A 24,444-nucleotide genomic window follows, 5' to 3' on the forward strand; every position below is an offset into this window, starting at 1 on the left:
CAAGTGGCGGAAGATGCCGGGTAAACGCATCGACCCCACATCACCCGCGCGAGGCGGGGCAATGCGGGGTCGATAAGGCGGGCGAGACGACGCTCAGGCGCGCGTGGTGCTGCTCAGGCCTCGAGCTTCTTGCGCAGCAGCGCGTTGACCTGGCCGGGGCTGGCCTTGCCCTTGCTGGCTTTCATGACCTGGCCGACGAGCGCGTTGAAGGCTTTTTCCTTGCCGCTGCGAAACTCCTCGACCGATTTCGGGTTGGCGGCCAGCACCTCGTCGATCAAGGCTTCGATGGCGCCACTGTCGGTGACCTGCCTGAGCCCCTGGGCATCGATGATCGCGTCTGCGGCGTTGGCGTCTGCACCACCTTCGCCGCGCCACAGGGCTTCGAACACCTTCTTGCCGATGGCGTTGGAAATCGTGTTGTCGGTGATCCGTGCGACCAGGCCGGCGAGCTGGGTCGCGGACACGGGTGAGGCGGCGATCTCGAGTTCGGCCTTGTTCAGGCGCGCGGCGAGATCACCCATCACCCAGTTCGCGCAGATCTTGGCCTGGGCGGCACCCGCCGCCGACACCACGGTCTGGAAATAATCAGCCACTTCCTTGGTCGCGGTGAGGGTGATCGCGTCGTAGGCCGACAAGCCGTATTCGTCCATGAAGCGCGCTTTCATCGCCCCCGGCAGCTCCGGCAACGCGGCCTGCACGCGTGCTTTCCAGGCGGCCGATATCATCAGCGGCAGCAGGTCGGGGTCGGGGAAATAGCGGTAGTCGTGGGCGTCTTCCTTCGAGCGCATCATCCGCGTCTCGCCGCTGTCGGGGTCGAACAGCACGGTGGCCTGCTCGATGCGGCCACCGTCCTCGAGGGTGTCGATCTGCCATTGCACTTCGTAGTCGATGGCCTGCTGCAGGAAGCGGAAGGAGTTCAGGTTCTTGATTTCGCGCCGCGTGCCGAGGGCGGTGGCGCCCTGTTTGCGCACCGAGACGTTGGCGTCGCAGCGAAACGAGCCTTCCTGCATGTTGCCGTCGCAGATGTCGATCCAGCGCACCAGCGCATGCACTGCGCGTGCGTAGGCGACCGCTTCGGCTGATGAGCGCATGTCGGGTTCGGACACGATCTCGAGCAGCGGCGTGCCGGCGCGGTTGAGGTCGATGCCGGTCATGCCGTGAAAGTCTTCGTGCAGACTCTTGCCGGCGTCTTCCTCGAGGTGGGCGCGGGTGAGGCGCACGCTCTTGTCGTAGGCCTGGTTTTCGCCGCCTGCAGCGTCGCCGACGCGAATCGTGATCTCGCCGCCCTGCACCACGGGCAGATCCATCTGGCTGATCTGATAGCCCTTGGGGAGGTCGGGGTAGAAGTAGTTCTTGCGCGCGAACACGCTCTTTTCCGCGACGTGGGCGCCGATGGCCAGGCCAAAGCGCATCGCGCGCTCGACGGCGCCGCGATTGAGCACCGGCAATGTGCCGGGCAAGGCGATATCCACCGCGCTCGCCTGACGGTTCGGCTCGGCGCCGAAGGCGGTGCTGGCGCCGGAGAAGATCTTGCTTGCCGTGTTGAGCTGGGCGTGAATTTCCAGCCCGATCACGACTTCCCAATCCGTTCTGCTCATGGTCGTTTCTCTTGTTGCGGTTTGCGACGAAGCCTCAGTGGCATTCGCCGCTGGTCCGATCGACGATGATCGGCCATACGTAGTCGAAGCTGCCGCGCTTGCAGCGCAGCGCGCAGTTGGTAAATCCCACCGTCACCAGCGTGCCCTGCTCCCAGATGTTCACCGTGCAGCCGTCCTGAGCGCGCAACTCCACGCTGGGCAGGCGGCGGGTCTGGGTGAAGGCGCCGTCGAAACGGCAGTGGCCATGGTGGGGGACGTCCACCGTGGCGCTGAAGGACTTCACCTCGGAGTGCTCGATGTCAAGCACGGCACTTGCGGCGTAGCCGGCTTCGTCACGGAAGCGGCAGTTGGTCTTGACGTCGAGCGGGCGCACCGCCATCGGCTTGAGGCGACCCGGTGCCGCGCTTGGCGGGGTCTCTGCGGCTGACTCCGAGGGCGGCACCGAGGGCGGTGTGGCGCAGGACGCCAGCACGCCGAGCGTGAGCACGGCCAGTCCGGTACGGGCCTTGTGGCGGAGCGAGGCGTGCATCGTGGCGTGGATCAGGCGGTGGCCGGCCGGCGGGTGTGCCAGTCAGTGACGTGCTGCAGTTGATGCGCGGTGTTGAGCAGGCGCGCCTCGCTGAAATAATCGCCCACCAGCTGCAGACCGACCGGCAGACCGTCGGCGCCAAAGCCGCAGGGCTGCGACAGGCCGGGCAGGCCGGCGAGGTTCACGGCGATGGTGTAGATGTCCGACAGGTACATCTGCACCGGGTCGTCAGCCATCTCACCCAGCGCCCAGGCCGTGGTCGGCGTGGTGGGGCCGGCGATGACATCGCACTGGGTGAGCGCGGCCTGGAAGTCCTGCGCGATCAGCCGGCGCAGGCGCTGTGCCTGCAGGTAGTAGGCGTCGTAATAGCCATGCGAGAGCACGTAGGTGCCCACCAGGATGCGGCGCTTGACCTCGGCGCCGAGGCCTTCGGCGCGGCTCCGGCTGTACATGTCGGCGAGGTCGCTGTATTCGGCGGCACGGTGGCCGTAACGCGCGCCATCGAAGCGCGACATGTTGCTTGAGCACTCGGCCGGGGCAATCACGTAATAGGCCGGGATCGCCAGTCTGGCGTTGGGCAGCGAGACCTCGACGGTGGTGGCGCCCAGTGCGCGATATTGTTCAAGCGCAGCCTCGACCGCGGCACGTACGTCGTCGGCCATGCCTTCGGCGAAGAATTCGCGCGGTAGACCGATGCGCAGGCCGGCGAGCGGTTTGGTGCCCGTGTCTGGTGCGACCAGGGCGGCTGCGTAATCTTCGCGCGCGCGCTCCAGGCTGGTGGAGTCACGGGGGTCGAAACCGGTCATCGCTGACAGCAGCAGCGCGCAGTCCTCGGCCGACGCACCGAAGGCACCGCCCTGATCGAGCGACGAGGCGTAGGCAATCATGCCGTAGCGGCTCACCAGGCCGTAGGTCGGCTTGATGCCGGTGATGCCGCAAAAGGCCGCGGGCTGGCGCACCGAGCCGCCGGTGTCGGTGCCGGTGGCAATCGGCACCAGGCGCGCCGCGACCGCGGCCGCCGAGCCGCCCGAGGAGCCGCCCGAGACGTGGGTGGTCTTCCACGGATTGCTGACCGCGCCGTAGTACGAGCTCTCGTTCGACGAGCCCATCGCAAACTCGTCCATGTTGGTCTTGCCCAGGCTGACCGCGCCCGCGGCCTTGAGCAGGCTGACGACATGGGCGTCGTAGGGGCTGACGAAGTTGGCGAGCATCTTCGAGCCGCAGGTGGTGAGCACGCCCTCGGTGCAGAACAGATCCTTGTGCGCCAGCGGGATGCCGGTGAGCGCCTCCGCGGTGCCGGCGGCGATGCGCTCGTCGGCGGCGCGAGCGGCGCTCAGGGCGCCGGCGCGGTCTACGCTGATGAAGGCGTTGAGCTGCGGGTTGAGGGCGTCGATGCGATCGAGGAACAGCGTCGCCAGTTCGACGCTGGAGATCTGCCGGGAGTCGAGTGCGCGGCGCAGTTGCGCGAGGGAGGCGTGGATCATGGGTTCGGCAAGCAAGGGGGTGGCGCGACGCGGGTGGCCGCGATGCGGATCATTCGATGACTTTCGGCACCAGATAGAGCCCGGATTCGGTCTGCGGCGCGATGCGCTGGAAGGCTTCGCGCTGATCCGTTTCGATGACCGTGTCCTCGCGCAGGCGGGTGGGGAGCTCCTGCGCGTGGCTCATGGGCTCGACGCCCGTGGTGTCTACCGCCTGCATCTGTTCGATGAGGGCGAAAATGCCATCCAGTTTGACCCGGGTGGCGTCGATTTCGGCGTCGGAAAGAGCGATCCGCGCGAGGCGGGCGAGGTGCCCGACTTGTTCATTGGACAGCGACATGAGGTAACAAAACCTGCTGAATCCACAAAGATTTGTAGGTTATCATAATCGTCTTTGCCCCGCCCGGGGCTACACCGCTTGGCGGTAGCGGGCGAGGCGTTCGCAGCGCGGTAGACGACCATCCAACGCGGCTCGCGACTCAACCACTCCACCGGCTTCGGAAGGTTTCATGTTCGGTTTCCTGCGCTCCTACTTCTCCAACGATCTCGCGATCGACCTTGGCACCGCCAACACCCTCATCTATGCGCGCGGCAAGGGCATCGTGCTCGACGAGCCCTCAGTGGTGGCTATCCGCACCGAAGGTGGGCCCAACGCCAAGCGCACGATCCAGGCGGTGGGCCACACCGCCAAGCAGATGCTGGGCAAGACGCCGGGCAACATCACCACCATACGGCCGATGAAGGACGGCGTGATCGCCGACTTCGTCGTGACCGAACAGATGATCAAGCAGTTCATCAAGAAAGTGCACGATTCGCGTCTGTTTTCGCCCAGTCCGCGCATCATCATCTGCGTGCCTTGCGGCTCCACCCAGGTCGAGCGCCGCGCGATTCGCGATGCCGCGCTCGCCGCGGGCGCGTCCAAGGTTTTCCTCATCGAGGAGCCGATGGCGGCGGCGATCGGCGCGGGTCTGCCGGTGTCGGATGCGACCGGCTCGATGGTGGTGGACATCGGCGGCGGCACCACCGAAGTGGGCGTGATCTCGCTGGGTGGCATCGTGTATTCGGGCAGCATCCGCGTCGGTGGCGACAAGTTCGACGAGTCCATCGTCAATTACATCCGGCGCAACTACGGCATGTTGATTGGCGATGCCACCGCCGAGAAGATCAAGAAGGCCATCGGCTCCGCCTTTCCGGGCGCCGAGGTGCGCGAAATGGAGGTCAAGGGTCGTAATCTGGCCGAAGGCATTCCGCGCAGCTTCACGATCTCGTCCAACGAAATCCTCGAGGCGCTCACCGAGCCGCTCAATCAGATCGTGTCCGCAGTCAAGATCGGCCTCGAGCAGACGCCGCCCGAGCTCGGCGCCGACATCGCCGAGCGCGGCATGATGCTCACCGGCGGTGGCGCGCTGGTGCGCGACCTCGATCGCCTGCTGATGGAAGAGACCGGGCTGCCGGTCGTCGTCGCCGAGGAGCCGCTGACCTGCGTTGCGCGTGGCTGCGGCATGGCGCTCGACAAGATGGACGAGCTCGCTTCCATTTTTACCTACGAGTGATCGGCCGTTCCGGCTCCACGGGCCGGGGTGTGCTTCCGTCCTCGCCTTCCACCTGACGGCCACTGGTTTTCCGGATGTCTTTCGTCGGCCATCAGCCTCCCCCGATCTTCAAGCGCGGCCCCGCGCCCACGGCGCGCCTGTTCGCCTTCGTCACCGTCTGCCTCGTGCTGCTGGTGGCCGACCTGCGCTTCCGCTACCTGGAAGTGATGCGTGATGCGCTCTCGGTCGTGACCTATCCGGTGCAGATGGCGGCCGCCACGCCGGCCGATTTCGTGCTCAATGCCTCGCACTACTTCGCCACCCTGATCGAGGTGCAGCGCGAGAACGCCGACTTGCGTCGTCAACAACTCAGCTCGGGCGAGCGCCTGCTGCGCTTCGAGCTGCTCGAGCTCGAAAACCAGCGCCTGCGCGAGCTGCTCGACATGTCGCGACGGGTTGAGGTCAAGAGCATCGCCGCCGACATCCTTTACAACGCGCCTGATCCCTTCGCGCGCAAGGTCATCCTTGACCGTGGCGCACAGCAAGGCGTCGAGGCGGGGCTGGCGGTGGTCGATGCGAAGGGCGTCGTCGGCCAGGTCACGCGTGTGCATCCGGTGCAGTCCGAGGTCACGCTGCTCACCGACCGCAACCAGTCGATTCCGGTGTCCGTGCTGCGTAACGGTGTGCGCGGTGTGCTCTTCGGTAGCGGCCAGGGCGGCCTGGAGATGCGCTTCGTGCTTGCCGACGCCGATGTGCGCGAGGGCGATCAGCTCGTCACCTCCGGCCTGGACGGGGTTTTCGTTCCCGGCCTGCCGGTGGCGAAGGTGGTCGGTGTCGACCGCGCGTCTGACGCCTTCGCGCGTATCGAGTGCGAGCCCCTGGCAGCAATCGAGACCAGCGTGCAGGTGCTGGTGATCGGCCGTACGGCTTATCCGCCACCCCCGCCAGCGCTCGACGCCCGGGAGCGCTGAGCCATGCAGCCGACACATCGCTCCAGCCGCATCCTGCAGCCGGCCAAACTGTGGTTTGTCTACTTCAGCCTCTTCCTCGCCCTGGGGCTGGAGTACATCCCGAGCGGGCGCGTGCCCGGCATCCCCGACTGGGTGCCGCTGGTGCTGGCGATCTGGTGCGTGCGCGAGCCCTTGCGCGTCGGCATGGGGGTGGGCTTTGTGTTTGGCCTTCTGGTCGATGTCGGCCAGGGCGCGGCCATGGGGCAGCATGCGCTGGCTTACGTGGTGCTGGCCTACTTCGCCAATGCCGCAGCGCGGCGCGTGCTGTGGTTTCCCTTGCTGCAGCAGGCGTTGCACATGTTGCCGCTGTTCGTGCTGACGCAGGTGCTGATGGTGGCGGTGCGCCTCCTGGCCGGGGCCGAGTTTCCGGGTTGGTCCTACTTTCTCTCCAGCCTGAGCAACGCGCTGTTGTGGGCGCCGTTGTCCATCCTGCTCATGCTGCCGCAGTACCAGCCAGTGGATCGCGATGACAACCGGCCGATCTGAGGCAGGGGGCCGATGACGGAATTTCGCACCCCCGGCCGCGAGCTCGCCCGCTTTCGCCTGCGGGTGGTGGTGGCGATGCTGTTCGTGTGCCTGTGCCTGGGGCTGCTGGCGACGCGCTTCTACTATCTGCAGGTGCTGCGTCACGAGTATTACCTCACGCGTGCCGAAGACAACCGCATCGCGCTGCTGCCCACCGTGCCCCACCGCGGCACCATCATGGACCGCAACGGGGTCGTGCTGGCGCGCAACTACGCCACCTACACACTGGAAATCACGCCCGATCAGGTCGAAGACGTCGAGGCCACCCTGGATGAGCTGGCCACGCTGGTGGCGATCGAGGCCCGTGACCGGCGCCGCTTCATGAAGCTGCTGGAGGAGAGCCGCAATTTCGAGAGCGTGCCGGTGCGCAGCCGCCTGAGCGACGAGGAGATCGCGCGCATCGTGTCGCAGCGCTACCGCTTCCCCGGGGTCGAGGTGAAGGCACGCCTGTTGCGCGACTATCCACAGGGCGCGGTGGCTTCGCACATCGTCGGCTACATCGGGCGCATCAACCAGCGCGATGTCGAGCGCATCGAACAAGCCGACAACGAGGCCAATTACCGCGGCTCGCAGCACATCGGCAAGGCCGGGCTGGAGCTGTTCTACGAAACTGAGCTGCACGGCATCACCGGCGTGGAGCAGGTCGAGGTCAACGCCGGCGGGCGGGCGGTGCGCGCCTTGTCACGCATCGCGCCGATCCAGGGCAATGACCTGGAGCTGACCCTGGACATCGAGCTGCAGCGGGTTGCCGAGAAGGCCTTTGGTGAGCGTCGCGGCGCCCTGGTGGCGATCGAGCCCGCCAGCGGCGGCGTGCTGGCGCTGGTGTCGACGCCGACTTTCGATCCCAACCTGTTCGTCGACGGCATCTCCACCCAGGACTGGAAGGCGCTCAATGATTCGCCCGATCATCCGCTGCTCAACCGTGCGATCTACTCCGCCTACCCGCCCGGCTCCACCTTCAAGCCTTTCATGGCTCTGGCCGGGCTGGAAATGGGCAAGCGCACCGCCAGGCAGGCGATCGCGGACATCGGCTACTTCAACCTCGGCAATCACCGCTTCATGGACGACAAGATCGGTGGCCACGGCATGGTGGACCTGCACAAGTCCATCGTGGTGTCGTGCAACACCTATTACTACCAGCTCGCCCACGAACTGGGCATCGACAACATCGCCAAGTTCATGGGGCCGCTGGGCTTTGGCTCGCGCACCGGGATCGACCTGCCGGGCGAGGCGAGCGGTGTGCTGCCCTCGCCGGAATGGAAGCGCGAGCGCTTTCGCCGCCCCGAGCAGCAGCAGTGGTATGCGGGCGAGACCATCTCGGTCGGGATTGGCCAGGGCTACAACGCCTATACGCCCTTGCAACTGGCCAGCGCGCTGGCGACGCTGCTCAACAACGGCAAGCAGTATCGGCCCCATATCGTGCGCCATGTCGTGGATTCGCTCAGTGGCGAGCGCCGCGCGGTCGAGCGCGAGCCGGTGCGCGAGATCCCGCTCAAGCCGGCCAATGTGAAGGCAGTGCTCGACGGCATGGTTGGCGTCAATAGCGAGGGCACCGGCAGGCGCGCCTTTCAGGGGGCGGCCTACACCTCGGGCGGCAAGACCGGTACGGCGCAGGTGTTCTCGCTGCGCGGCCAGCGCTACGAGGAGAAGCGCCTGCGCGAGCGCTTGCGTGACCATTCCTGGTTCATCGCCTACGCGCCGGCACAAGCGCCACAGATCGCACTCGCGGTGCTGGTCGAGAATGGCGGCTTCGGCGCGCAGTCGGCGGCGCCGATCGCACGCCAGGTGATGGATTATTACCTGCTGCACCAGCGCGCAGGGGGGCCGGCGGCGGAAGACGCCGAGGCCGACGAAGCGGACGAGAGCGTGGACGCCGGACCCAAGGACGAGGAGGTTGTCGAGCCCGCCGCCGAGCCTGGGCTCCCCGCCCGCGGCGCAGCGCGCTCGCCGGCGCCTGCAGCCGGGAGGCGCGCTCAATGAGCGGCTCGCGTTTCAACCCGATCGCGCTCTTGCGTGCCTTCCTGCGCCCGCTCGACCCCATCCTCATGCTCGTGCTCGGCCTCTTGCTGGGCGCTGCCTGGGTGCTGATGCAGAGCGCCTCGCCCGAACGGCTCGACAGCCAGGGCGCGCACTTCGCCATCGCGCTGGGTGCGATGTGGCTGATGGCCTGGGTGTCGCCTGCGCGCTTGCTCAGGTTTGCGCTGCCCCTGTATGCGCTGGGCGTGCTGCTGCTGATCGGCGTGGAGCTGTTCGGCGAAGTGTCCAAGGGCGCGCAGCGCTGGCTCGATATCGGCGTCACCCGCATCCAGCCCTCAGAGATCATGAAGATCGCCATGCCGCTGATGCTGGCCTGGTATTTTCAGCAGCGCGAGGGGCAGACGCGCTTTGTCGACTTCGTGGTGGCCACGCTGCTGCTGTTGCTTCCGGTCGGCCTCATCGTGATCCAGCCCGATCTGGGCACCAGCCTGCTGGTGGCGGCGGCCGGGCTGTACGTGATCTACTTTGCCGGGCTGTCGTGGAAGCTCATCGTGCCCCTGGTGGCGCTGCTGGTCATCGGCCTGGGTTCCATCGTCACCCTGGGCGACACCCTGTGTCAGCCCGATGTCGACTGGCAGGTGCTGCGCGAATACCAGAAGCAGCGCGTGTGCACCCTGCTCGACCCCACGCGCGACCCCCTCGGCCGCGGCTTTCACATCATCCAGTCCACGATCGCCATCGGCTCGGGCGGCATGTCCGGCAAGGGCTGGATGGAAGGCACGCAGACCCACCTGTCCTTCCTGCCCGAGCGCCATACCGATTTCATCTTTGCGGTGCTGGCAGAGGAGTTCGGTCTGGTCGGCGCGGTGGTCCTGCTCGCCACCTACCTGCTGCTGCTGGTGCGCGGCTTCTTCATCGCCGCCTTCGCGCCCACCCATGCCTCACGGCTGCTGGCGGGCTCGATCACGATGATCTTCTTCACCTATGCCTTCGTGAACATGGGCATGGTGAGCGGCATCCTGCCCGTGGTGGGCGTGCCCCTGCCTTTCATCAGCTATGGCGGAACTGCGCTGGTGACGCTGTGTCTGGGTGTCGGTATGTTGATGAGCATTCAGCGCAGCCGACTCAGGGCGCGCAGCAGCTGACATGTTTGGGAGCAGCGATGAGTTTTGATCCTGTTGTTGACGAGGGCGCACCCGGTAGCGCTCGGGGTGGGCGCGCGCGCCCCGGCCGAGCGCTGACGAGCGCGCTGTTGAGTGTGCTTGCGGCGGTGCTGGTGGGGGCCTGTGGCTCTGTGCCGCAACGCAGTGCGGACGCGGCAGCGACCTCGCCCTCCGCCGTGTCCAAGCCCGGCCCGCGCGGTGGGGGCTACTACAAGGACGATGGCCCCGACGCAGTGCCCCCGGACAACCTTGAAGCCATCCCCGATGCCGAGCCCAGGCTGGAGCCGCTGCACCGCTTTGCCAACCGCCCCTACAACGTCTTCGGTCAAGGCTATGTGCCGGCCACCGAGCTGCGTCCTTTCCGCGATCGTGGGCGGGCAAGCTGGTACGGGCGGCGCTTTCACGGCAAGCCAACGTCCAGCGGCGAGCCCTACGACATGTACGCGATGACCGCGGCGCATCCCACCTTGCCGATCCCGAGCTATGTGCGCGTCACCCACTCCGGCAACGGGCGCTCGGTGGTGCTGCGGGTCAATGACCGGGGACCTTTCCACAAGGGCCGCATCATCGATCTGTCCTATACCGCTGCCTACAAGCTGGGCTATATCAATTCCGGCAGCGCAGAGGTCGAGGTCGAACAGATTGTCCCTGATGAGCTGCCCTTGCTCGCCGCGGCGAAGCCCGTCCCGCCGCTGCCTGGCCGGCGCCTGCCGGCGAGCGTCGAGCAGCCGGACGCCACGCCTGCAGCAGAGGCGGCGACGCCCGAGCCTGTGGTCGCGCGCGCGCTGGCACCGCTTGTGCGGCCGACGCCGAGCGCGCACCTGGAGACGGACATGGCCAGTGCCGCTTCCACGGCTGAGGGTCTGGTGCCGCATATCGCCTCGGCCAGCGCGGGCATCTTTCTCCAGCTCGGCGCTTTTGCCTCGCTGGCCAATGCCGAGGGCTTCAAGGCCGCGGTTGAGCTGGATGTGGTCGAGCACGCCGAGCGCATCGAGCTGTTCGCCGATGGTGAGCGCTTCCGCCTTCACGCCGGCCCTTATGACACGGTCGATGCCGCCCGCGCCGCGGCCGTGCGCCTGGGCACGACGCTCAAGCTCAAGCCCTTCGTCGTCATGCGCTGAGCTGCCTGCATTGACGGGCTCGCCTCCGTCGCGTTGCAACATTGGCTTGCAAGTAAGCCCTGCGCTTTTGGCCGGCCTGCGCACGGGCGCCTATAATTCGTCGTTCCCGCCTGTTTTCCTGATCATTTTCCGGGGCTCCCTCATGCGTTTTGTTCTTGCTTTACTGGTTTCACTGTTTTCCGTTCTTGCCTGGGCACAGAACGTGCCGCCCCCCGCGCTCGCCGCCAATGCCTGGGTGCTGATCGACCATGCCACCGGTCAGGTGCTGGCCGACAAGGACCCCGATGCGCGCATCGAGCCCGCGTCGCTGACCAAGCTGATGACCGCCTATCTCACCTTCTCCGCGCTCAAGGCCGGCACGCTGACGCCCGATCAGGTGGTGCCGGTGTCGACCAAGGCCTGGCGCATGGAAGGTTCGCGCATGTTCATCGAGCCCAACAAGCCGGTGACGGTCGATGAGCTGATTCGGGGCGTGATCGTGCAATCGGGCAACGACGCCTGCGTGGCGCTGGCCGAAACCATTGCCGGCAGCGAGGAGGCCTTCGCTGCGCTGATGAATCGTGAGGCGCAGCGCCTGGGCATGCGCAACACCAACTTCACCAATTCCACCGGCCTGCCCGACCCCCAGCTGTACACCAGCGCGCGTGATCTGGCCTTGCTCGCCAGCGCCGTGGTGCGGGACTTCCCCGAGTTCTACAGCCTGTATTCCCTGAAGGAGTACAGCTACAACGGCATCAAGCAGCCCAATCGCAATCGTCTGCTGTACATGGACGCCACGGTGGACGGCATGAAGACCGGCCACACCAGCACGGCGGGTTACTGCCTGGTGTCCACCGCGCAGCGCGGCCCGCGCCGGCTGATCTCGGTGGTGCTGGGTGCGGCCTCGGACACGGTGCGCGCGCAGGAGTCGCTGAAGCTGCTGAACTTCGGCTTCCAGTTCTACGACACCGTCAAGCTCTACGCCGCCGACGAAGCGCTGTCCCAGTTCCGCGTGTGGAAGGGACAGAAGAACGAAGTGGGGGTCGGTTTCACCAGCGACTTCCTGCTCTCGCTGCAAACAGATGACGTACAGAAGGTGCAGGTCACCCTCGAGAGCCGCCAGCCGCTGATTGCGCCGCTGGAGAAAGGTCAGGAGGTCGGCACCCTGAAGCTCAGCGTTGCCGACAAGCCGATCGGCGACTATCCGGTGGTCGCGCTTGAGGACGTGCCGGTGGCGGGCTTCTTCGGCCGCCTGTGGGACGCGATCGTGTTGTTTTTCAAGAATCTCTGAGCCGAGCGCAAGCAGCAGGACTGATCATGACCGAACCCAGCGATACGCAGCCGCGCCAGACCTTGATCGAATATCCCTGTGATTTCCCGATCAAGGTCATGGGTGCGCGGGTGGATGGCTTTGCACAGGCGGTGATCGAGGTGGTGCAGCGTCATGCGCCCGACTACGACCCCACCGGCGTCGAGATGCGACCCTCGAGCAAGGGCAACTACCTGGCGCTGACCTGCACTTTCCATGCGGTCTCCCAGCTCCAGGTGGATGCGCTCTACCGTGAGCTGACTTCGCATCCCATGGTCAAGGTGGTGCTGTGATCATCAAGCGTCTGGGTGTGGTGGACTACGCGCCGGCGCTCGAGGCCATGCGTGCCTACACTGCCGGGCGTGGCGCCGACAGCGAAGATCAGATCTGGCTGCTGCAACACCCGCCGGTGTACACCCTCGGCCAGGCGGGCAAGCCGGAGCACTTGTTGCACAATCCCACCGCCATCCCGTTGGTGCACATCGACCGTGGCGGACAGATCACCTATCACGGCCCCGGCCAGCTCATCGCCTACCTCCTCATCGACCTCGCGCGCCGCCGTCTCAAGGTGCGCGAGCTGGTGCAGCTGATGGAACAGGCCATCATCGACACGCTTGGCCACTATGGCCTTGTTGCCGAGCGCAAGAACGGCGCCCCGGGTGTGTACATCGATGAGGCCAAGATCGCCGCACTCGGCCTGCGGGTGAAGAACGGCTGCAGCTACCACGGCCTGGCGATCAACGTCGATGTCGATCTGGCGCCTTTCAGCGGCATCAACCCCTGTGGCTACGAGGGCCTGAAGACGATCCGCATGCGCGATTTCGGCGTCAGCGCGAGCGTGGAGCAGGTGGGCGAATGCCTGCTGGCTCAGCTCGAGCGCCTGCTGCCGGCGCTCGATGTCGCCCCCGCTGCCCAGCATCAGGGCGTGCCTGCAGCGCAAGCCCTGTTTCCCAGCCCATAATTGCGCACGACGCTTGCAGCACACAGATCAGAACGACGTCACCCACCCCCGCACACCCGAACTTCAGCGAGAACAGCGACCATGGACACCCCAGCCCGCAAGCAGCGTGGCGCCGAAAAGACCGCGCGCATCCCGATCAAGATCGTCCCCGCCGAACGCCTGCCCAAGCCCGAGTGGATTCGCATCAAGCTGGGCGCGGGGCCGGAGGCGGAACGCTTCAACGAGATCAAGGCCACCCTGCGCGAGCACAAGCTGCATACCGTGTGCGAGGAGGCCTCCTGCCCGAACATTCATGAGTGCTTCGGCAAGGGCACGGCCACCTTCATGATCATGGGCGACATCTGCACCCGGCGCTGCCCGTTCTGCGACGTCGGCCACGGCCGCCCCGACCCCCTGAATGCCGACGAGCCGCGTGACCTGGCGAAGACCATCGCCGCCATGCGCCTGAACTACGTCGTCATCACCTCGGTGGACCGCGATGATCTGCGCGATGGCGGAGCGCAGCACTTCGTCGAGTGCATCCGCGAAACCCGCGCCGCCTCGCCGCAGACCACGATCGAGGTGCTGGTGCCCGATTTTCGCGGCCGCATGGAGATTGCGCTCGACATCTTCGACCAGGCGCCGCCCGATGTCATGAACCACAACCTCGAGACCGTGCCGCGGCTGTATCGCCAGGCCAGGCCGGGTTCGGACTACGCCTTCTCGCTCGAGCTGCTCAAGCAGTTCAAGGCCCGTCACCCCGAGGTGCTGACCAAGTCAGGCCTGATGGTGGGCCTGGGCGAGACCGATGAGGAAATTCTCGAGATGCTGCGCGACCTGCGCGCCCACAACGTGGACATGCTCACCATCGGCCAGTATCTGCAGCCTTCCGGCGGCCATCTGCCGGTGCTGCGCTACCCGCATCCGGATGTGTTCAAGATGTACGAGACCGAAGCGCTGAAGCTGGGTTTCCGCAATGCCGCCTGCGGACCGATGGTGCGATCGAGCTACTGGGCAGATCAGCAGGCGCTGGGCGCGGGCGTGACCTGAGTTCGTCCCTCTGAGCCCGGGCATCTTCGCCCGGGCATCAGGGGCAGCCGATGCAGCCTTCGGTCTGGGTGTTGAGGAAGATGGCCTGATCAAGGTTGGCGCCGCTCAGATCGGCGTCGATCAGTACGGCGCGCGTCAGGATGGCGCCTTTCAGGTTGGCGCCGACCAGCGAGGCGCCCTTGAGCTTGGCTGCGCGCAGGTTGGCGCGCTGCAGATCCGCTCCGTCCAGTCTGGCGCCTTCCAGGCGCGCGTTGGTGAGGTCTGCGTTCGCCAGCTTGGCGCCGCTCAGATCGGCCTGGTGCAGATCGGCGTTCTGCAGCACGGCGTTGCGCAGATCCGCGCCCATCAACTTGGCGCCGGTGAGTCGCGCGCTGCGCAGGTTGATGCGGAACATGGAGGCGTTGGCGAAGTTGGTGCCGACCAGCTCGCAACTGGAAAAGTTGGCCTCGTTCAAGGTCGCGCCGCTCAGATCGGCTCCTGACAGATCGGAGCGGGTGAACTGGGAGTTCGACAGATTGACGCCGGCGAGCTGCGCGCCATTCAGGTTGGCATTGGTGCACAGCGTGCCGCGACGGATGTCGCAACCCCCGACGCTGCCGGCGCGCTGAGCATGGGCGAGGGAGGAAAGACTCAGCAGCACGGCGAGCACGATCTTGATCTTCATGGGGTTTTTCCGGTGTTGACGGGAGGCTGGCCTGGCGGGAGCTGGGGTCGGGGTCAGGCGCAGGGATTGTGCGTGAGGGTCTGCGCCTTGTCACCTGGTGGCACAGCCGCCATGCAGGCCGTGTGACCCGCGCATGCTGCAAAGGTGCCGGGTGCGGGCTGCGATCGGCTAGAATCAAAGTCCGCCACCCGTCCGGGTGGCTTTGTTTTTGTGTGTCCACATCGATGTCTGCCCTCCTCAACGCGCCCCAGCGCGAAGCCATCCGCTATCTTGACGGCCCCTGCCTGGTGCTGGCGGGGGCCGGCAGCGGCAAGACGCGGGTGATCACGCACAAGATCGCACACCTCATCAACGAATGCGGGCTCAGCCCCAACAACATCGCCGCCATCACCTTCACCAACAAGGCAGCGAAGGAAATGCAGGAACGCGTCGCCCACATCATGGGCGGGCGCACGCCCGGCGGCCTGACGCTGTGCACCTTCCATGCCCTGGGCGTGCGCATCATCCGCCAGGAAGCTGCGCATTGCGGGCTCAAGCCGCAGTTCTCCATCCTCGACGCCTCGGACACGGTGCAGATCGTCTCCGACGTCGCCGGCGAAAGCGACAAGGGCATCGCCAAGCAGATGCAGTGGCAGATCTCGTCGTGGAAGAACGCAATGATCAGCCCCGACGAGGCGGCGCAACTCGCCGACAACGAGATCGCCTCGGTCGCCGCCCAGCTCTACAGGGAATACGAACGCACCCTGCGCGCCTACCAGGCGGTGGATTTCGACGACCTGATCTCGCTGCCGGTGCGCCTGTTCGAGGAACACCCCGAGGTGCGAGAGCGCTGGCAGAACCGCCTGCGTTATCTGCTGGTGGATGAATATCAGGACACCAATCGCGCCCAGTATCGGCTGCTCAAGCTGCTCTCTGGCGTGCGCGGCGCGTTCACCGCGGTGGGCGACGACGATCAGGCGATCTATGCCTGGCGCGGCGCCGATGTCGAGAACCTGAAGCTGCTGCAGCAGGACTACCCCAAGCTGAAGGTGATCAAGCTCGAGCAGAATTACCGCTCCTCGCGTCGCATCCTCACCGCGGCCAACACCGTCATCGCCAACAACGCCAAGCTCTTCGACAAGCGCCTGTGGTCGGAACACGGCACGGGTGATCAGGTGGTCGTCACCAACTGCCGCGACGCCGAGCACGAAGCCGAATGGGTGGCGACCAAGATCGCCGCCCACAAGTTCGAGCACCGCACGCGCTTCAAGGACTACGCCATCCTCTATCGCGGCAACCACCAGGCGCGCATCATCGAGCAGCAACTGCGCAACAATCGCATCCCCTACGTCATGTCGGGCGGGCAGAGCTTCTTCGACAAGGCCGAGATCCGCGACCTCATCGCCTACCTGCGCCTGTTGGTCAACGAGGACGACGATCTCGCCTTCATCCGCGCCATCACCACCCCGCGCCGCGGCATCGGCGCTGGCACGCTCGAAGCCCTCGGCGCCTACGCCGGCAAGCGCCACATCGGGCTGTTCGCCGCGGTCTTCGAAGAAGGCCTGACCCAGCACCTCAACGCCAAGCAGCTGCAGGGCGTGCAGGAGTTTTCCGGCTTCATCAACCGCCTGCAGTACCGCGCGCCGCGCGAACCCGCCGCGCAGCTGCTGGAAGACCTGCTGGGCGCGATCCAGTACGAGGCCTGGTTGTTCGAGCACTGCGGCACGCGCGAAGCGGAGTCGAAGTGGAACAACGTGCGCGACTTCGTCGGCTGGCTGGGCAAGAAGGGCACGGAAGAGGGCAAGAATCTGCTCGATCTGACGCAGACCATCGCGCTGATAAGCATGCTCGACAAGGAAGACCCCGATTTCGACGGCGTGCAGATGGCGACCCTGCACGCCTCAAAGGGCTTGGAGTTTCCGCACGTCTTCCTGGTCGGGGTCGAAGAAGGCTTGTTGCCGCATCAGAGCAGCATCGACGAGGACAAGATCGAGGAAGAGCGCCGCCTGATGTATGTCGGCATCACCCGCGCCCAGCGCAGCCTCAACATCACCTGGTGCGAACGGCGCAAGTCCGGGCGCGAATTCCGCGCCTGTGAGCCCAGTCGCTTCATCGCCGAGATGGGCGAAGACATCAGGACCAACGATCGCAAGACCGCGGTGCCGGTGTCCAGGGAAGAGGGCAAGGCGCGCGTCGCCAACCTGATGGCGATGTTCGAGACCCGGGGCAAGGACAGCTGAGCGCTGCGCCAAGGGCAAGGCAAACGCAAAAAGCAGCCGAAGCTGCCTTTGCTTTGCCTTGCTTTGCCTTGCTTTGCCCTGCCGGGCTTAGTCTTCGATCGGCGGCTCGGTGAATTTGGCACCGGCGAGGTTGGCCAGATGCGCGACCGCACGCTTCACCTCGGTGTCGGTCAGGTCGCCGCCGCCGCCGCGCGGGGGCATCAGGTTCTTGCCGGCGATCGCTGACGCCGTCAAGCCATCGAAGCCCAGGGCCAGACGAGGTGCCCAGGCAGCCGCATCACCGGTTTTGGGGGCGCCAACCAGACCGGCGTCGTGGCAGGACGCGCACAGCGCCGTGTAGATCTCAGTGCCGGTACGTTTGCCCGGGGTGACCTTGACGGTCTGCACCACCAATCGCGCAACGGGCTGAATCAGGGTGGCAGTCAGTTCGGGGTCGACTGAACTCTGCTTGCCACAGCCAGCCAGCGCTGCGGCTGCAAGCATGGCGACGACAGGCATTGCGAAGCGGGTGAGAGCGCGTTGGTTCGACATGCACGGTTCCTTTGACTTGTATTATGGCGCAAGGCGGAAACCGCGATTATAGCCGGCAGCCAAACCGCTGTGGCAGTACAGCATGGACTTTGTGTGCACGGCGTTATAAGCTAGCGCGCTTCGTGTGAGCCTATCGTGCTCCACATTCCGCGCGCCCGTAGCTCAGCTGGATAGAGTACTGCCCTCCGAAGGCAGGGGTCACACGTTCGAATCGTGTCGGGCGCGCCAAAGAATTCAATGGCTTGGGTCTTCGCGGACCTGGGCCATTTTGTTTTGTGATCAAACCGTGACTACGCGGTGACGAAGCCGTGACCAAACCACGGTGACCTCAGTCTGGCCCATCCGATGAATTGCCGTGGTCGTTCCTGCGAATGCGGAGGTGGTGAGGCGGTGGGCGTGCGTTGTGGCACGAAACTGCTCGCGCCTTGCGGCGCTCCTACGACAGATTGTGAGCTTGGGTGCGGGGCGGCGGCGTTTTTTGTGGGAGCGCCGCGAGGCGCGAGCGCGTAAGTCCCTCTTTTTTCAGCACTGACATGAACCACCAAGCCCTCTCATCCTTCATCTGGTCAGTCGCCGATCTGCTGCGCGGCGACTACAAGCAATCCGAATACGGCAAGGTCATCCTGCCTTTCACCGTGCTGCGCCGCCTGGACTGCGTGCTGGAGGGCAGCAAGCAGGCGGTGCTGGCGGAACTCGCCGCCAAGACTGCCGCCGGCCTCAACCCCGACCCCTTCCTGCTGCGCAAGGCAGGGCAGAGCTTCTACAACGTCTCGGCGTTCGACCTGCGCACCGTGCTGGGCGATCAGGATCACATCAGCACCAACCTGTACGCCTACATTCAGGGCTTTTCACCTGCGGTGCGCGACATCTTCGAGCGCTTCGACTTCCTCACCCAGGTCGAGCGCCTGGGCAAAGCCGGCCTGCTCTACCTCGTCACCGAGAAGTTCGCCAACATCGACCTCCACCCCGACACCGTCGATAACGCCCGCATGGGCCTGGTGTTCGAGGAGCTGATCCGCAAGTTCGCCGAGATCTCCAACGAAACCGCCGGCGAGCACTTCACCCCGCGCGAAGTCATCCGCCTCATGGTCAACCTGCTGTTCATCGAGGACGACGATGTGCTGACGCCGGGCAATGCCGTCGTGCGCACCCTCTATGACCCGACCGCAGGGACGGGAGGCATGTTGTCGGTGGCCGGCGAGCATCTGCTGGAACACAACCCCGCGGCCCGCCTGACCCTGTTCGGGCAGGAGCTCAATGACGAGTCCTATGCCATCTGCAAGGCCGACATGCTCATCAAGGGCCAGGACGTCGGCAACATCGTGGTCGGCAACACGCTCTCGGACGACGGCCACGGCAAGCGCAAGTTCGACTACATGCTGTCCAATCCGCCGTTTGGCGTGGAATGGAAGAAGGTCGAGAAGGAAGTGCGCAAGGAAGCCAGCGACAAGGGTTTTGATGGCCGCTTCGGCCCCGGCCTGCCGCGCGTTTCGGACGGCTCCATGCTCTTCCTGCTGCACCTCATCAGCAAGATGCGCCCGGCGGTGGATGGCGGTAGCCGCATCGGCATCGTCCTCAATGGTTCGCCGCTGTTCACCGGTGGCGCCGGCAGCGGGGAATCGGAGATCCGCCGCTACGTGCTGGAAAACGACCTGGTCGAAGCCATCATCGGCCTGCCGACCGACATGTTCTACAACACCGGCATCAGCACCTACATCTGGATTCTGTCCAACAAGAAACCGGACGATCGCAAGGGCTGGACCCAGCTTATCGACGCCAGCAGCTTCTGGCAGAAGATGCGCAAGAGCCTGGGCAGCAAGCGCAAGGAACTGTCAGACGCGCACATCGCCGACATCACCCGCCTGTTCGGTGAGTTTGCCGAAGCCGAGCTCGCCACCGTGCTCGATGCCGCGGGCAAGGAGATTGAGCGCCAGGTGCTGCTGAGCGGGCAGACCCGTCCCGCTGTGCCGGCAGGCGGCAAGCTCAAGGTGGTGCCCATCTCGCGCGTATTTCGCAATGAGGAGTTCGGCTACACCACGCTCACCATCGAACGCCCGGCGCGCGACGCAGCCGGGCAGGTGGTGCTGGGCAGCAAGGGCAAACACAAAGGCAGGCCGCAAGCCGACAGCGCCTTGCGCGACACCGAAAACGTCCCGCTCGGCGAGGACATCCAGGCCTACTTCGAGCGCGAAGTCGTGCCCCACGCGCCGGATGCCTGGATCGAGCATGAGAAGTCCAAGGTCGGCTATGAGATCCCCTTCAACCGGCACTTCTACGTCTTCGAGCCGCCGCGCAGCCTGCATGAGATCGACGAAGAGCTGAAGGGCGTCACCGCCAACATCATGCGCATGCTGGAGGGGCTGGCGGAATGAGTTTGCCGAAGTATTCGGAGTACAAGGACAGCGGGGTGGCGTGGCTGGGGGAGGTGCCACAGCATTGGGAAGTCGCCCCATACAAGCATTTTGTTGATATTCATAACGGGGCTGATCACAAGAAAATAGAACAAGCCGATGGCTTTCCTGTGATTGGCTCTGGCGGTCCATTTGCCTTTGCGTCGGAGTTTCTATACGACGGGGAGTCCGTGCTGCTCGGGCGAAAAGGAACCATCGATAAACCGCTCTATATAGTTGGCAAGTTCTGGACGGTCGATACGATGTATTGGACCAAAATCTCACCTGATGCCTTCGGGAAATTCGCCTATTACGTGGCTTTGACCATTCCCTTCACCTACTACTCCACGAACACGGCCTTGCCCAGCATGACAAAGGGCGCACTCAGCGCACATGCTATTGCTAGGCCGCCTCTCGACGAACAAACCGCCATCGCCACCTTCCTCGACCGCGAAACGGCCAAGATTGACGAGCTGATCGCCGAGCAGGAAAAGCTCATCGCCCTGCTGGCCGAAAAGCGCCAGGCCACCATTTCCCACGCCGTCACCAAAGGCCTGAACCCCGATGCGCCAATGAAGGATTCCGGGGTGGCGTGGTTGGGGGAGGTGCCGGCGCATTGGAGCGTCATTCCGCTAAAGCGAGCCATCGTACTCCAGCGGGGGCACGACTTGGCTGCGGATGTTCGTGAACCCGGTACTGTCCCTGTCGTCTCATCCGGCGGGGTAATCGGGTGGAATAACAAAGTGCAGGCCAAGGGCCCAGGAGTTGTAACAGGACGCTACGGCACAATTGGCCAATTCGTATTTGTGCCGGAAGACTACTGGCCACTGAACACCACGCTATATAGCGTCCAGATGTATGAAAATTTCGCGAAATTTCTTTGGTTCATGCTGCAAAGTCTTTCAGCACTATTTGTGATGAACTCAGTAAAATCCGCGGTTCCCGGAGTTGACCGGAACGACGTCCATCCATTGCCGATCGCACTGCCGCCTCGTGAAGAACAGGCGGTAATTTCGGTATTTCTCGAAACCGAAACTGCCCGCCTCGACGCACTCACCGCCGTAGCCACCCGCGGCATCGCCCTGCTCAAGGAACGCCGCTCCGCCCTGATTTCCGCTGCCGTCACCGGCAAGATCGACGTCCGCCACCTTGTCGAAACCGAGGCCGCCTGATGTACGAGCTGCACCAGGAGCACCACTTCGAATTCGCCATCTGCGACCACCTTGGTCGCCACGGCTGGTTGTACGCCGAAGGCGATGCCGCCCACTACGACAAGCACAACGCGCTCTTCCTGCCCGACCTCCTGGCCTGGGTGGAAGCCACTCAGCCGGAGAGCTGGCAGCAGCTCAGCAAGACTCACGGCGCCAACCTGCCCAAGGTGCTGGCCGAGCGCGTGCGCAAGTGTCTCAACGAGCAAGGCACGCTGGAAGTGCTGCGCCGCGGTGTGGAAATGGTGGGGCTGAAGAAGCCATTGCTGCTGGTGCAGTTCAAGCCCGCGCTGGGCATCAACCCGGCCATCCAGCACGCCTATGCGGCCAACCGTCTGCGCGTGGTGCGCCAGGTGCGTCACTCACTGAACAATGCCCAGGATGCGCTCGACCTGGTGTTGTTCGTCAATGGCATTGCGGTGGCCACCGCCGAGCTGAAGTCCGACTTCACCCAGTGCGTGGGTGATGCGGTCGACCAGTACCGCTTCGATCGCAACCCGGCGCCCAAGGGCGAGCTGGTCGAGCCGCTGCTGGCCTTCCCCGGCGGCGCGCTGGTGCATTTCGCCGTCAGCCAGTCCGAAGTGATGATGAGCACGCGCCTGGCCGGCACGGCGACGCACTTCCTGCCCTTCAACCGCGGTAATGCGGGCGGGGCCGGCAACGCACCCAACCCTTTCGGCTTCGCCACCCACTACCTGTGGCAGGAGGTGTGGCAGCGCGACAGCTGGCTGGAGATCCTCGGCCGTTACCTCATCGGCAAGCGCAACGACAAGAAGCAGCTCAGCAGCCTCATCTTTCCCCGCTATCACCAGCTCGACGCCACCCGCAAGCTGGTGGCCGACGTGCTGGAGAAGGGGGCGGGCCAGCGTTACCTGATCCAGCATTCGGCCGGCTCCGGCAAGACCAACTCGATTGCATGGACGGCGCACTTTCTGGCCGATCTGCACGACACCGACAACAGGAAGATCTTCGACAGCGTGCTGGTGGTGTCGGACCGCAATGTGCTCGACGCCCAGTTGCAGGAAGCGATCTTCGACTTCCAGCGCACCACCGGTGTGGTCGCCACCATTACCGACGAAAAGGGCGGCGGGGGCGGCGGGGGCGGCGGCGGCAGCAAGAGCGCCCAGCTGTCGCAGGCGCTGAAGGACGGCAAGAAGATCATCGTCTGCACCATTCAGACCTTTCCGTTTGCGCTCAAGGCGGTGCAGGAGCTGGCCGCCACCGAGGGCAAGCGCTTTGCCGTGATTGCCGATGAGGCGCACAGCTCGCAGAGCGGCGAGGCGGCGGCCAAGCTCAAGCAGCTGCTCTCCGCCGAGGAGATGGCCGAGCTGAAGGATGGTGGCGAGATCGACACCGAAACCCTGCTTGCCCTGCAGATGTCGGCGAAGGCGAGTGGGTCGGCTGCGGACAAAGGTCTTACCTACATCGCCTTCACCGCGACGCCCAAGCAGAAGACGCTGGAGCTGTTCGGCACCATGGCAAGCGGCGCGGACAGCGACGGCCTGCCGCAGGCCTTCCACGTGTATTCGATGCGCCAGGCCATCGAGGAGGGGTTCATCCTCGACGTGTTGCAGAACTACACCACCTACAAGCTCGCTTTCAGGCTCGCCAACGACGGTCAGGAATACGACGAAACCCAGGTCAGCAAGAGCGAAGCGCTCAAGGGCATCATGCAGTGGGTGCGCCTGCACCCGTACAACATCAGCCAGAAGGTGCAGACCGTGGTCGAGCACTTTCGCGACAACGTCCAGCCCCTGCTCGAGGGCAAGGCCAAGGCGATGATCGTGGTCAGCAGCCGCAAGGAGGCGGTGCGCTGGCAAAAGGCGATTGCCGCCTACATCGCCCGCCAGCACTACGAGCTGGGCGTGCTGGTGGCTTTTTCGGGTGAGGTTGACGACCCGGAGAGCTACGCGGAGCCGGTCACCGAAGCCAGCACGCTGCTCAACCCCGGACTCAAGGGCAAGGACATCCGCGAGGCCTTTGCCGAGCCTGACTATCACCTGCTGCTGGTGGCGAACAAGTTCCAGACCGGTTTTGATCAGCCGCTGCTGTGCGGGATGTACGTGGATAAGCGCCTGGGCGGCGTGCAGGCGGTGCAGACGCTGTCGCGCCTGAACCGTGCGTATCCGGGCAAGGACACGACCTACATCCTGGATTTCGTCAATGAAGCCGAGGACGTGCTGGCGGCCTTCAAGACCTATTACGAAACCGCGCAGCTGGAAGCCTGCACCGACCCGAATCTGGTCTTCGCCCTGCGCGCCAAGCTCGACGCCAGCGGCTTCTACGACAGCTTCGAGGTGGATCGCGTGGCGCAGGTCGAGATGGACGCCAAAGGCACGCAGGCGCAGCTGAGCCAGGCGCTGGCGCCGGTGGCCGATCGCCTGCTGAAACGCTACAAGGCAGCGCAGAACGCGAAGGCGATCGCCGAGACCAAGGGCGATGAAGCCGCCACCCAGACGGCCAAGGACGCGATGGCCGTGCTGCTGCTGTTCAAGGGCGACATGGGCGCTTTCAACCGTCTGTATGCCTTTCTGTCGCAGATCTTCGATTACGGCAACACCGACATCGAGAAGCGCTTCATCTTCTACAAGCGTCTGCTGCCCTTGCTCGATTTCGGCCGTGAGCGCGAGAACGTCGACCTGTCCAAGGTGGTGCTGACCCACCACACCCTGCGCGACAAGGGCAGGCAGGCGCTCAATCTGAAGGACGGTGAAGCCGCGAAGTTGGCACCGATGACCGAGACCGGCAGCGGTTCGGTGCAGGAGAAGGAAAAGGCCTTGCTGGCCGAGATCATCCAGAAAGTTAACGGCTTGTTCGAGGGTGAACTCTCCGACAACGATCAGTTGGTCTATCTGAACGGCGCCCTCAAGGGCAAGTTGCTGGAGAACGACACTCTGGTCCAGCAAGCCGCCAACAACAGCAAGGAACAGTTCGCCAACTCGCCCGATCTCTCGCAAGCCATCCTGCACGCCATCATGGATGCGCTGGAAGTGCACACCAGCATGAGCAGTCAGGCGCTCAATTCGCCGCGGATTCAGGAAGGTCTCAAGGACACCTTGCTCGGCCCAGCCCAGTTGTATGAGGCTTTGCGTGCGCAGGCGATGTCCAGGGCTGCACGCTATCCGTTGTCATTGCCCTGAAGTAGCCGGCAGTGCAGGTTCCCGGCGCACTCCAGCGGCGTACGTTGTGGCGCCAAACCCCTCGCGCCTCGCGGCGCT

Annotated in this window: 20 protein-coding genes and 1 tRNA gene; 15 read left to right on the forward strand and 6 right to left on the reverse strand. The window is 64.8% G+C overall.

The window, feature by feature from the left end; genetic code table 11:
* Positions 1-113: 113 nt before the first annotated feature.
* Genes gatB through gatC form a run of 4 tightly spaced genes read right to left on the reverse strand, consistent with a single transcriptional unit; the run spans position 114 to position 3,948 of the window.
* Positions 114-1,598, reverse strand: coding sequence for an Asp-tRNA(Asn)/Glu-tRNA(Gln) amidotransferase subunit GatB (gene gatB, locus M622_RS35455; protein ID WP_021250467.1), 1,485 nt, complete (start codon positions 1,596-1,598; stop codon positions 114-116).
* A gap of 34 nt (positions 1,599-1,632) precedes the next feature.
* Entirely contained in the window at positions 1,633-2,127 is a 495-nt protein-coding gene (locus M622_RS35460; RefSeq protein WP_021250468.1) for a hypothetical protein, read from the reverse strand.
* Between the two features lie 11 nt (positions 2,128-2,138).
* Positions 2,139-3,611: an Asp-tRNA(Asn)/Glu-tRNA(Gln) amidotransferase subunit GatA gene (gene gatA / locus M622_RS35465; protein ID WP_031347397.1), complete on the reverse strand. Its 1,473-nt coding sequence runs from the start codon at positions 3,609-3,611 to the stop codon at positions 2,139-2,141.
* A gap of 49 nt (positions 3,612-3,660) precedes the next feature.
* Positions 3,661-3,948 (reverse strand): Asp-tRNA(Asn)/Glu-tRNA(Gln) amidotransferase subunit GatC, encoded by a 288-nt coding sequence (gatC, locus tag M622_RS35470; RefSeq protein ID WP_021250470.1) that lies wholly within the window; start codon positions 3,946-3,948, stop codon positions 3,661-3,663.
* 169 nt (positions 3,949-4,117) lie between these two features.
* Here gatC and M622_RS35475 point away from each other — a divergent pair, with 169 nt between their 5' ends.
* The 10 genes from M622_RS35475 to lipA all read left to right on the forward strand — a co-directional run bounded on the left by M622_RS35475 (position 4,118) and on the right by lipA (position 14,214).
* On the forward strand, positions 4,118-5,161 hold the full coding sequence (locus M622_RS35475) for a rod shape-determining protein (RefSeq protein ID WP_021250471.1): 1,044 nt from the start codon (positions 4,118-4,120) through the stop codon (positions 5,159-5,161).
* Between the two features lie 74 nt (positions 5,162-5,235).
* A complete protein-coding gene (gene mreC, locus M622_RS35480; RefSeq protein ID WP_021250472.1) occupies positions 5,236-6,111 on the forward strand; it encodes a rod shape-determining protein MreC in 876 nt (291 codons plus the stop codon).
* Between the two features lie 3 nt (positions 6,112-6,114).
* Entirely contained in the window at positions 6,115-6,636 is a 522-nt protein-coding gene (gene mreD / locus M622_RS35485) for a rod shape-determining protein MreD (RefSeq protein ID WP_021250473.1), read from the forward strand.
* 12 nt (positions 6,637-6,648) lie between these two features.
* Positions 6,649-8,655: a penicillin-binding protein 2 gene (gene mrdA, locus M622_RS35490; RefSeq protein WP_021250474.1), complete on the forward strand. Its 2,007-nt coding sequence runs from the start codon at positions 6,649-6,651 to the stop codon at positions 8,653-8,655.
* Positions 8,652-9,797 carry a rod shape-determining protein RodA gene (gene rodA, locus M622_RS35495; RefSeq protein WP_021250475.1) on the forward strand — a complete coding sequence of 382 codons (1,146 nt, stop codon included), beginning with the start codon at positions 8,652-8,654 and terminating at the stop codon, positions 9,795-9,797. The genes mrdA and rodA overlap by 4 nt, the downstream gene beginning before the upstream one ends.
* 17 nt (positions 9,798-9,814) lie before the next feature.
* Positions 9,815-10,936: a septal ring lytic transglycosylase RlpA family protein gene (locus M622_RS35500; RefSeq protein ID WP_031347399.1), complete on the forward strand. Its 1,122-nt coding sequence runs from the start codon at positions 9,815-9,817 to the stop codon at positions 10,934-10,936.
* A 142-nt stretch (positions 10,937-11,078) separates the two neighbouring features.
* On the forward strand, positions 11,079-12,206 hold the full coding sequence (locus M622_RS35505; RefSeq protein WP_021250477.1) for a D-alanyl-D-alanine carboxypeptidase family protein: 1,128 nt from the start codon (positions 11,079-11,081) through the stop codon (positions 12,204-12,206).
* Between the two features lie 26 nt (positions 12,207-12,232).
* Complete coding sequence (locus M622_RS35510) at positions 12,233-12,517, forward strand: YbeD family protein (protein ID WP_021250478.1); 285 nt, start codon at positions 12,233-12,235, stop codon at positions 12,515-12,517.
* Positions 12,514-13,185 (forward strand): lipoyl(octanoyl) transferase LipB, encoded by a 672-nt coding sequence (gene lipB, locus M622_RS35515; RefSeq protein ID WP_021250479.1) that lies wholly within the window; start codon positions 12,514-12,516, stop codon positions 13,183-13,185. Before M622_RS35510 ends, lipB begins: the two co-directional genes overlap by 4 nt.
* An 81-nt stretch (positions 13,186-13,266) precedes the next feature.
* Positions 13,267-14,214, forward strand: coding sequence for a lipoyl synthase (gene lipA / locus M622_RS35520; protein ID WP_021250480.1), 948 nt, complete (start codon positions 13,267-13,269; stop codon positions 14,212-14,214).
* Between the two features lie 37 nt (positions 14,215-14,251).
* Here lipA and M622_RS35525 read toward each other — a convergent pair whose 3' ends face one another.
* Positions 14,252-14,878: a pentapeptide repeat-containing protein gene (locus M622_RS35525; RefSeq protein WP_021250481.1), complete on the reverse strand. Its 627-nt coding sequence runs from the start codon at positions 14,876-14,878 to the stop codon at positions 14,252-14,254.
* A 224-nt stretch (positions 14,879-15,102) separates the two neighbouring features.
* On the opposite strand from M622_RS35525, the gene M622_RS35530 reads away from it, so the two are divergent.
* Positions 15,103-17,097, forward strand: a complete 1,995-nt coding sequence (locus tag M622_RS35530; protein ID WP_021250482.1) for a UvrD-helicase domain-containing protein — start codon at positions 15,103-15,105, stop codon at positions 17,095-17,097.
* Between the two features lie 87 nt (positions 17,098-17,184).
* Here the strand turns inward: M622_RS35530 and M622_RS35535 are convergent, their stop codons facing one another.
* Positions 17,185-17,628 (reverse strand): c-type cytochrome, encoded by a 444-nt coding sequence (locus M622_RS35535; RefSeq protein WP_021250483.1) that lies wholly within the window; start codon positions 17,626-17,628, stop codon positions 17,185-17,187.
* 151 nt (positions 17,629-17,779) lie between these two features.
* Here M622_RS35535 and M622_RS35540 point away from each other — a divergent pair.
* The 4 genes from M622_RS35540 to M622_RS35555 all read left to right on the forward strand — a co-directional run bounded on the left by M622_RS35540 (position 17,780) and on the right by M622_RS35555 (position 24,366).
* Positions 17,780-17,856, forward strand: a tRNA-Arg gene (locus tag M622_RS35540).
* 305 nt (positions 17,857-18,161) lie between these two features.
* Positions 18,162-20,000 carry a type I restriction-modification system subunit M gene (locus tag M622_RS35545; protein WP_021250484.1) on the forward strand — a complete coding sequence of 613 codons (1,839 nt, stop codon included), beginning with the start codon at positions 18,162-18,164 and terminating at the stop codon, positions 19,998-20,000.
* On the forward strand, positions 19,997-21,190 hold the full coding sequence (locus tag M622_RS35550; RefSeq protein WP_021250485.1) for a restriction endonuclease subunit S: 1,194 nt from the start codon (positions 19,997-19,999) through the stop codon (positions 21,188-21,190). Before M622_RS35545 ends, M622_RS35550 begins: the two co-directional genes overlap by 4 nt.
* Complete coding sequence (locus tag M622_RS35555) at positions 21,190-24,366, forward strand: type I restriction endonuclease subunit R (protein ID WP_021250486.1); 3,177 nt, start codon at positions 21,190-21,192, stop codon at positions 24,364-24,366. The genes M622_RS35550 and M622_RS35555 overlap by 1 nt, the downstream gene beginning before the upstream one ends.
* Positions 24,367-24,444: the final 78 nt, after the last annotated feature.

It is taken from the genome of Thauera terpenica 58Eu, from assembly GCF_000443165.1.
Classification (GTDB): Bacteria; Pseudomonadota; Gammaproteobacteria; order Burkholderiales; family Rhodocyclaceae; genus Thauera; species Thauera terpenica.

Coding starts and splice junctions, on each gene's coding strand:
- M622_RS35510 (WP_021250478.1), top strand. CDS start 12,233: ATGACCGAACCCAGCGATACGCAGCCGCGCCAGACCTTGATCGAATAT.
- M622_RS35500 (WP_031347399.1), top strand. CDS start 9,815: ATGAGTTTTGATCCTGTTGTTGACGAGGGCGCACCCGGTAGCGCTCGG.
- gatC (WP_021250470.1), bottom strand. CDS start 3,948: ATGTCGCTGTCCAATGAACAAGTCGGGCACCTCGCCCGCCTCGCGCGG.
- mreD (WP_021250473.1), top strand. CDS start 6,115: ATGCAGCCGACACATCGCTCCAGCCGCATCCTGCAGCCGGCCAAACTG.
- rodA (WP_021250475.1), top strand. CDS start 8,652: ATGAGCGGCTCGCGTTTCAACCCGATCGCGCTCTTGCGTGCCTTCCTG.
- mreC (WP_021250472.1), top strand. CDS start 5,236: ATGTCTTTCGTCGGCCATCAGCCTCCCCCGATCTTCAAGCGCGGCCCC.
- gatB (WP_021250467.1), bottom strand. CDS start 1,598: ATGAGCAGAACGGATTGGGAAGTCGTGATCGGGCTGGAAATTCACGCC.
- M622_RS35505 (WP_021250477.1), top strand. CDS start 11,079: ATGCGTTTTGTTCTTGCTTTACTGGTTTCACTGTTTTCCGTTCTTGCC.
- mrdA (WP_021250474.1), top strand. CDS start 6,649: ATGACGGAATTTCGCACCCCCGGCCGCGAGCTCGCCCGCTTTCGCCTG.
- M622_RS35525 (WP_021250481.1), bottom strand. CDS start 14,878: ATGAAGATCAAGATCGTGCTCGCCGTGCTGCTGAGTCTTTCCTCCCTC.
- M622_RS35535 (WP_021250483.1), bottom strand. CDS start 17,628: ATGTCGAACCAACGCGCTCTCACCCGCTTCGCAATGCCTGTCGTCGCC.
- gatA (WP_031347397.1), bottom strand. CDS start 3,611: ATGATCCACGCCTCCCTCGCGCAACTGCGCCGCGCACTCGACTCCCGG.
- M622_RS35475 (WP_021250471.1), top strand. CDS start 4,118: ATGTTCGGTTTCCTGCGCTCCTACTTCTCCAACGATCTCGCGATCGAC.
- lipA (WP_021250480.1), top strand. CDS start 13,267: ATGGACACCCCAGCCCGCAAGCAGCGTGGCGCCGAAAAGACCGCGCGC.
- M622_RS35555 (WP_021250486.1), top strand. CDS start 21,190: ATGTACGAGCTGCACCAGGAGCACCACTTCGAATTCGCCATCTGCGAC.
- M622_RS35530 (WP_021250482.1), top strand. CDS start 15,103: ATGTCTGCCCTCCTCAACGCGCCCCAGCGCGAAGCCATCCGCTATCTT.
- M622_RS35460 (WP_021250468.1), bottom strand. CDS start 2,127: ATGCACGCCTCGCTCCGCCACAAGGCCCGTACCGGACTGGCCGTGCTC.
- M622_RS35550 (WP_021250485.1), top strand. CDS start 19,997: ATGAGTTTGCCGAAGTATTCGGAGTACAAGGACAGCGGGGTGGCGTGG.
- M622_RS35545 (WP_021250484.1), top strand. CDS start 18,162: ATGAACCACCAAGCCCTCTCATCCTTCATCTGGTCAGTCGCCGATCTG.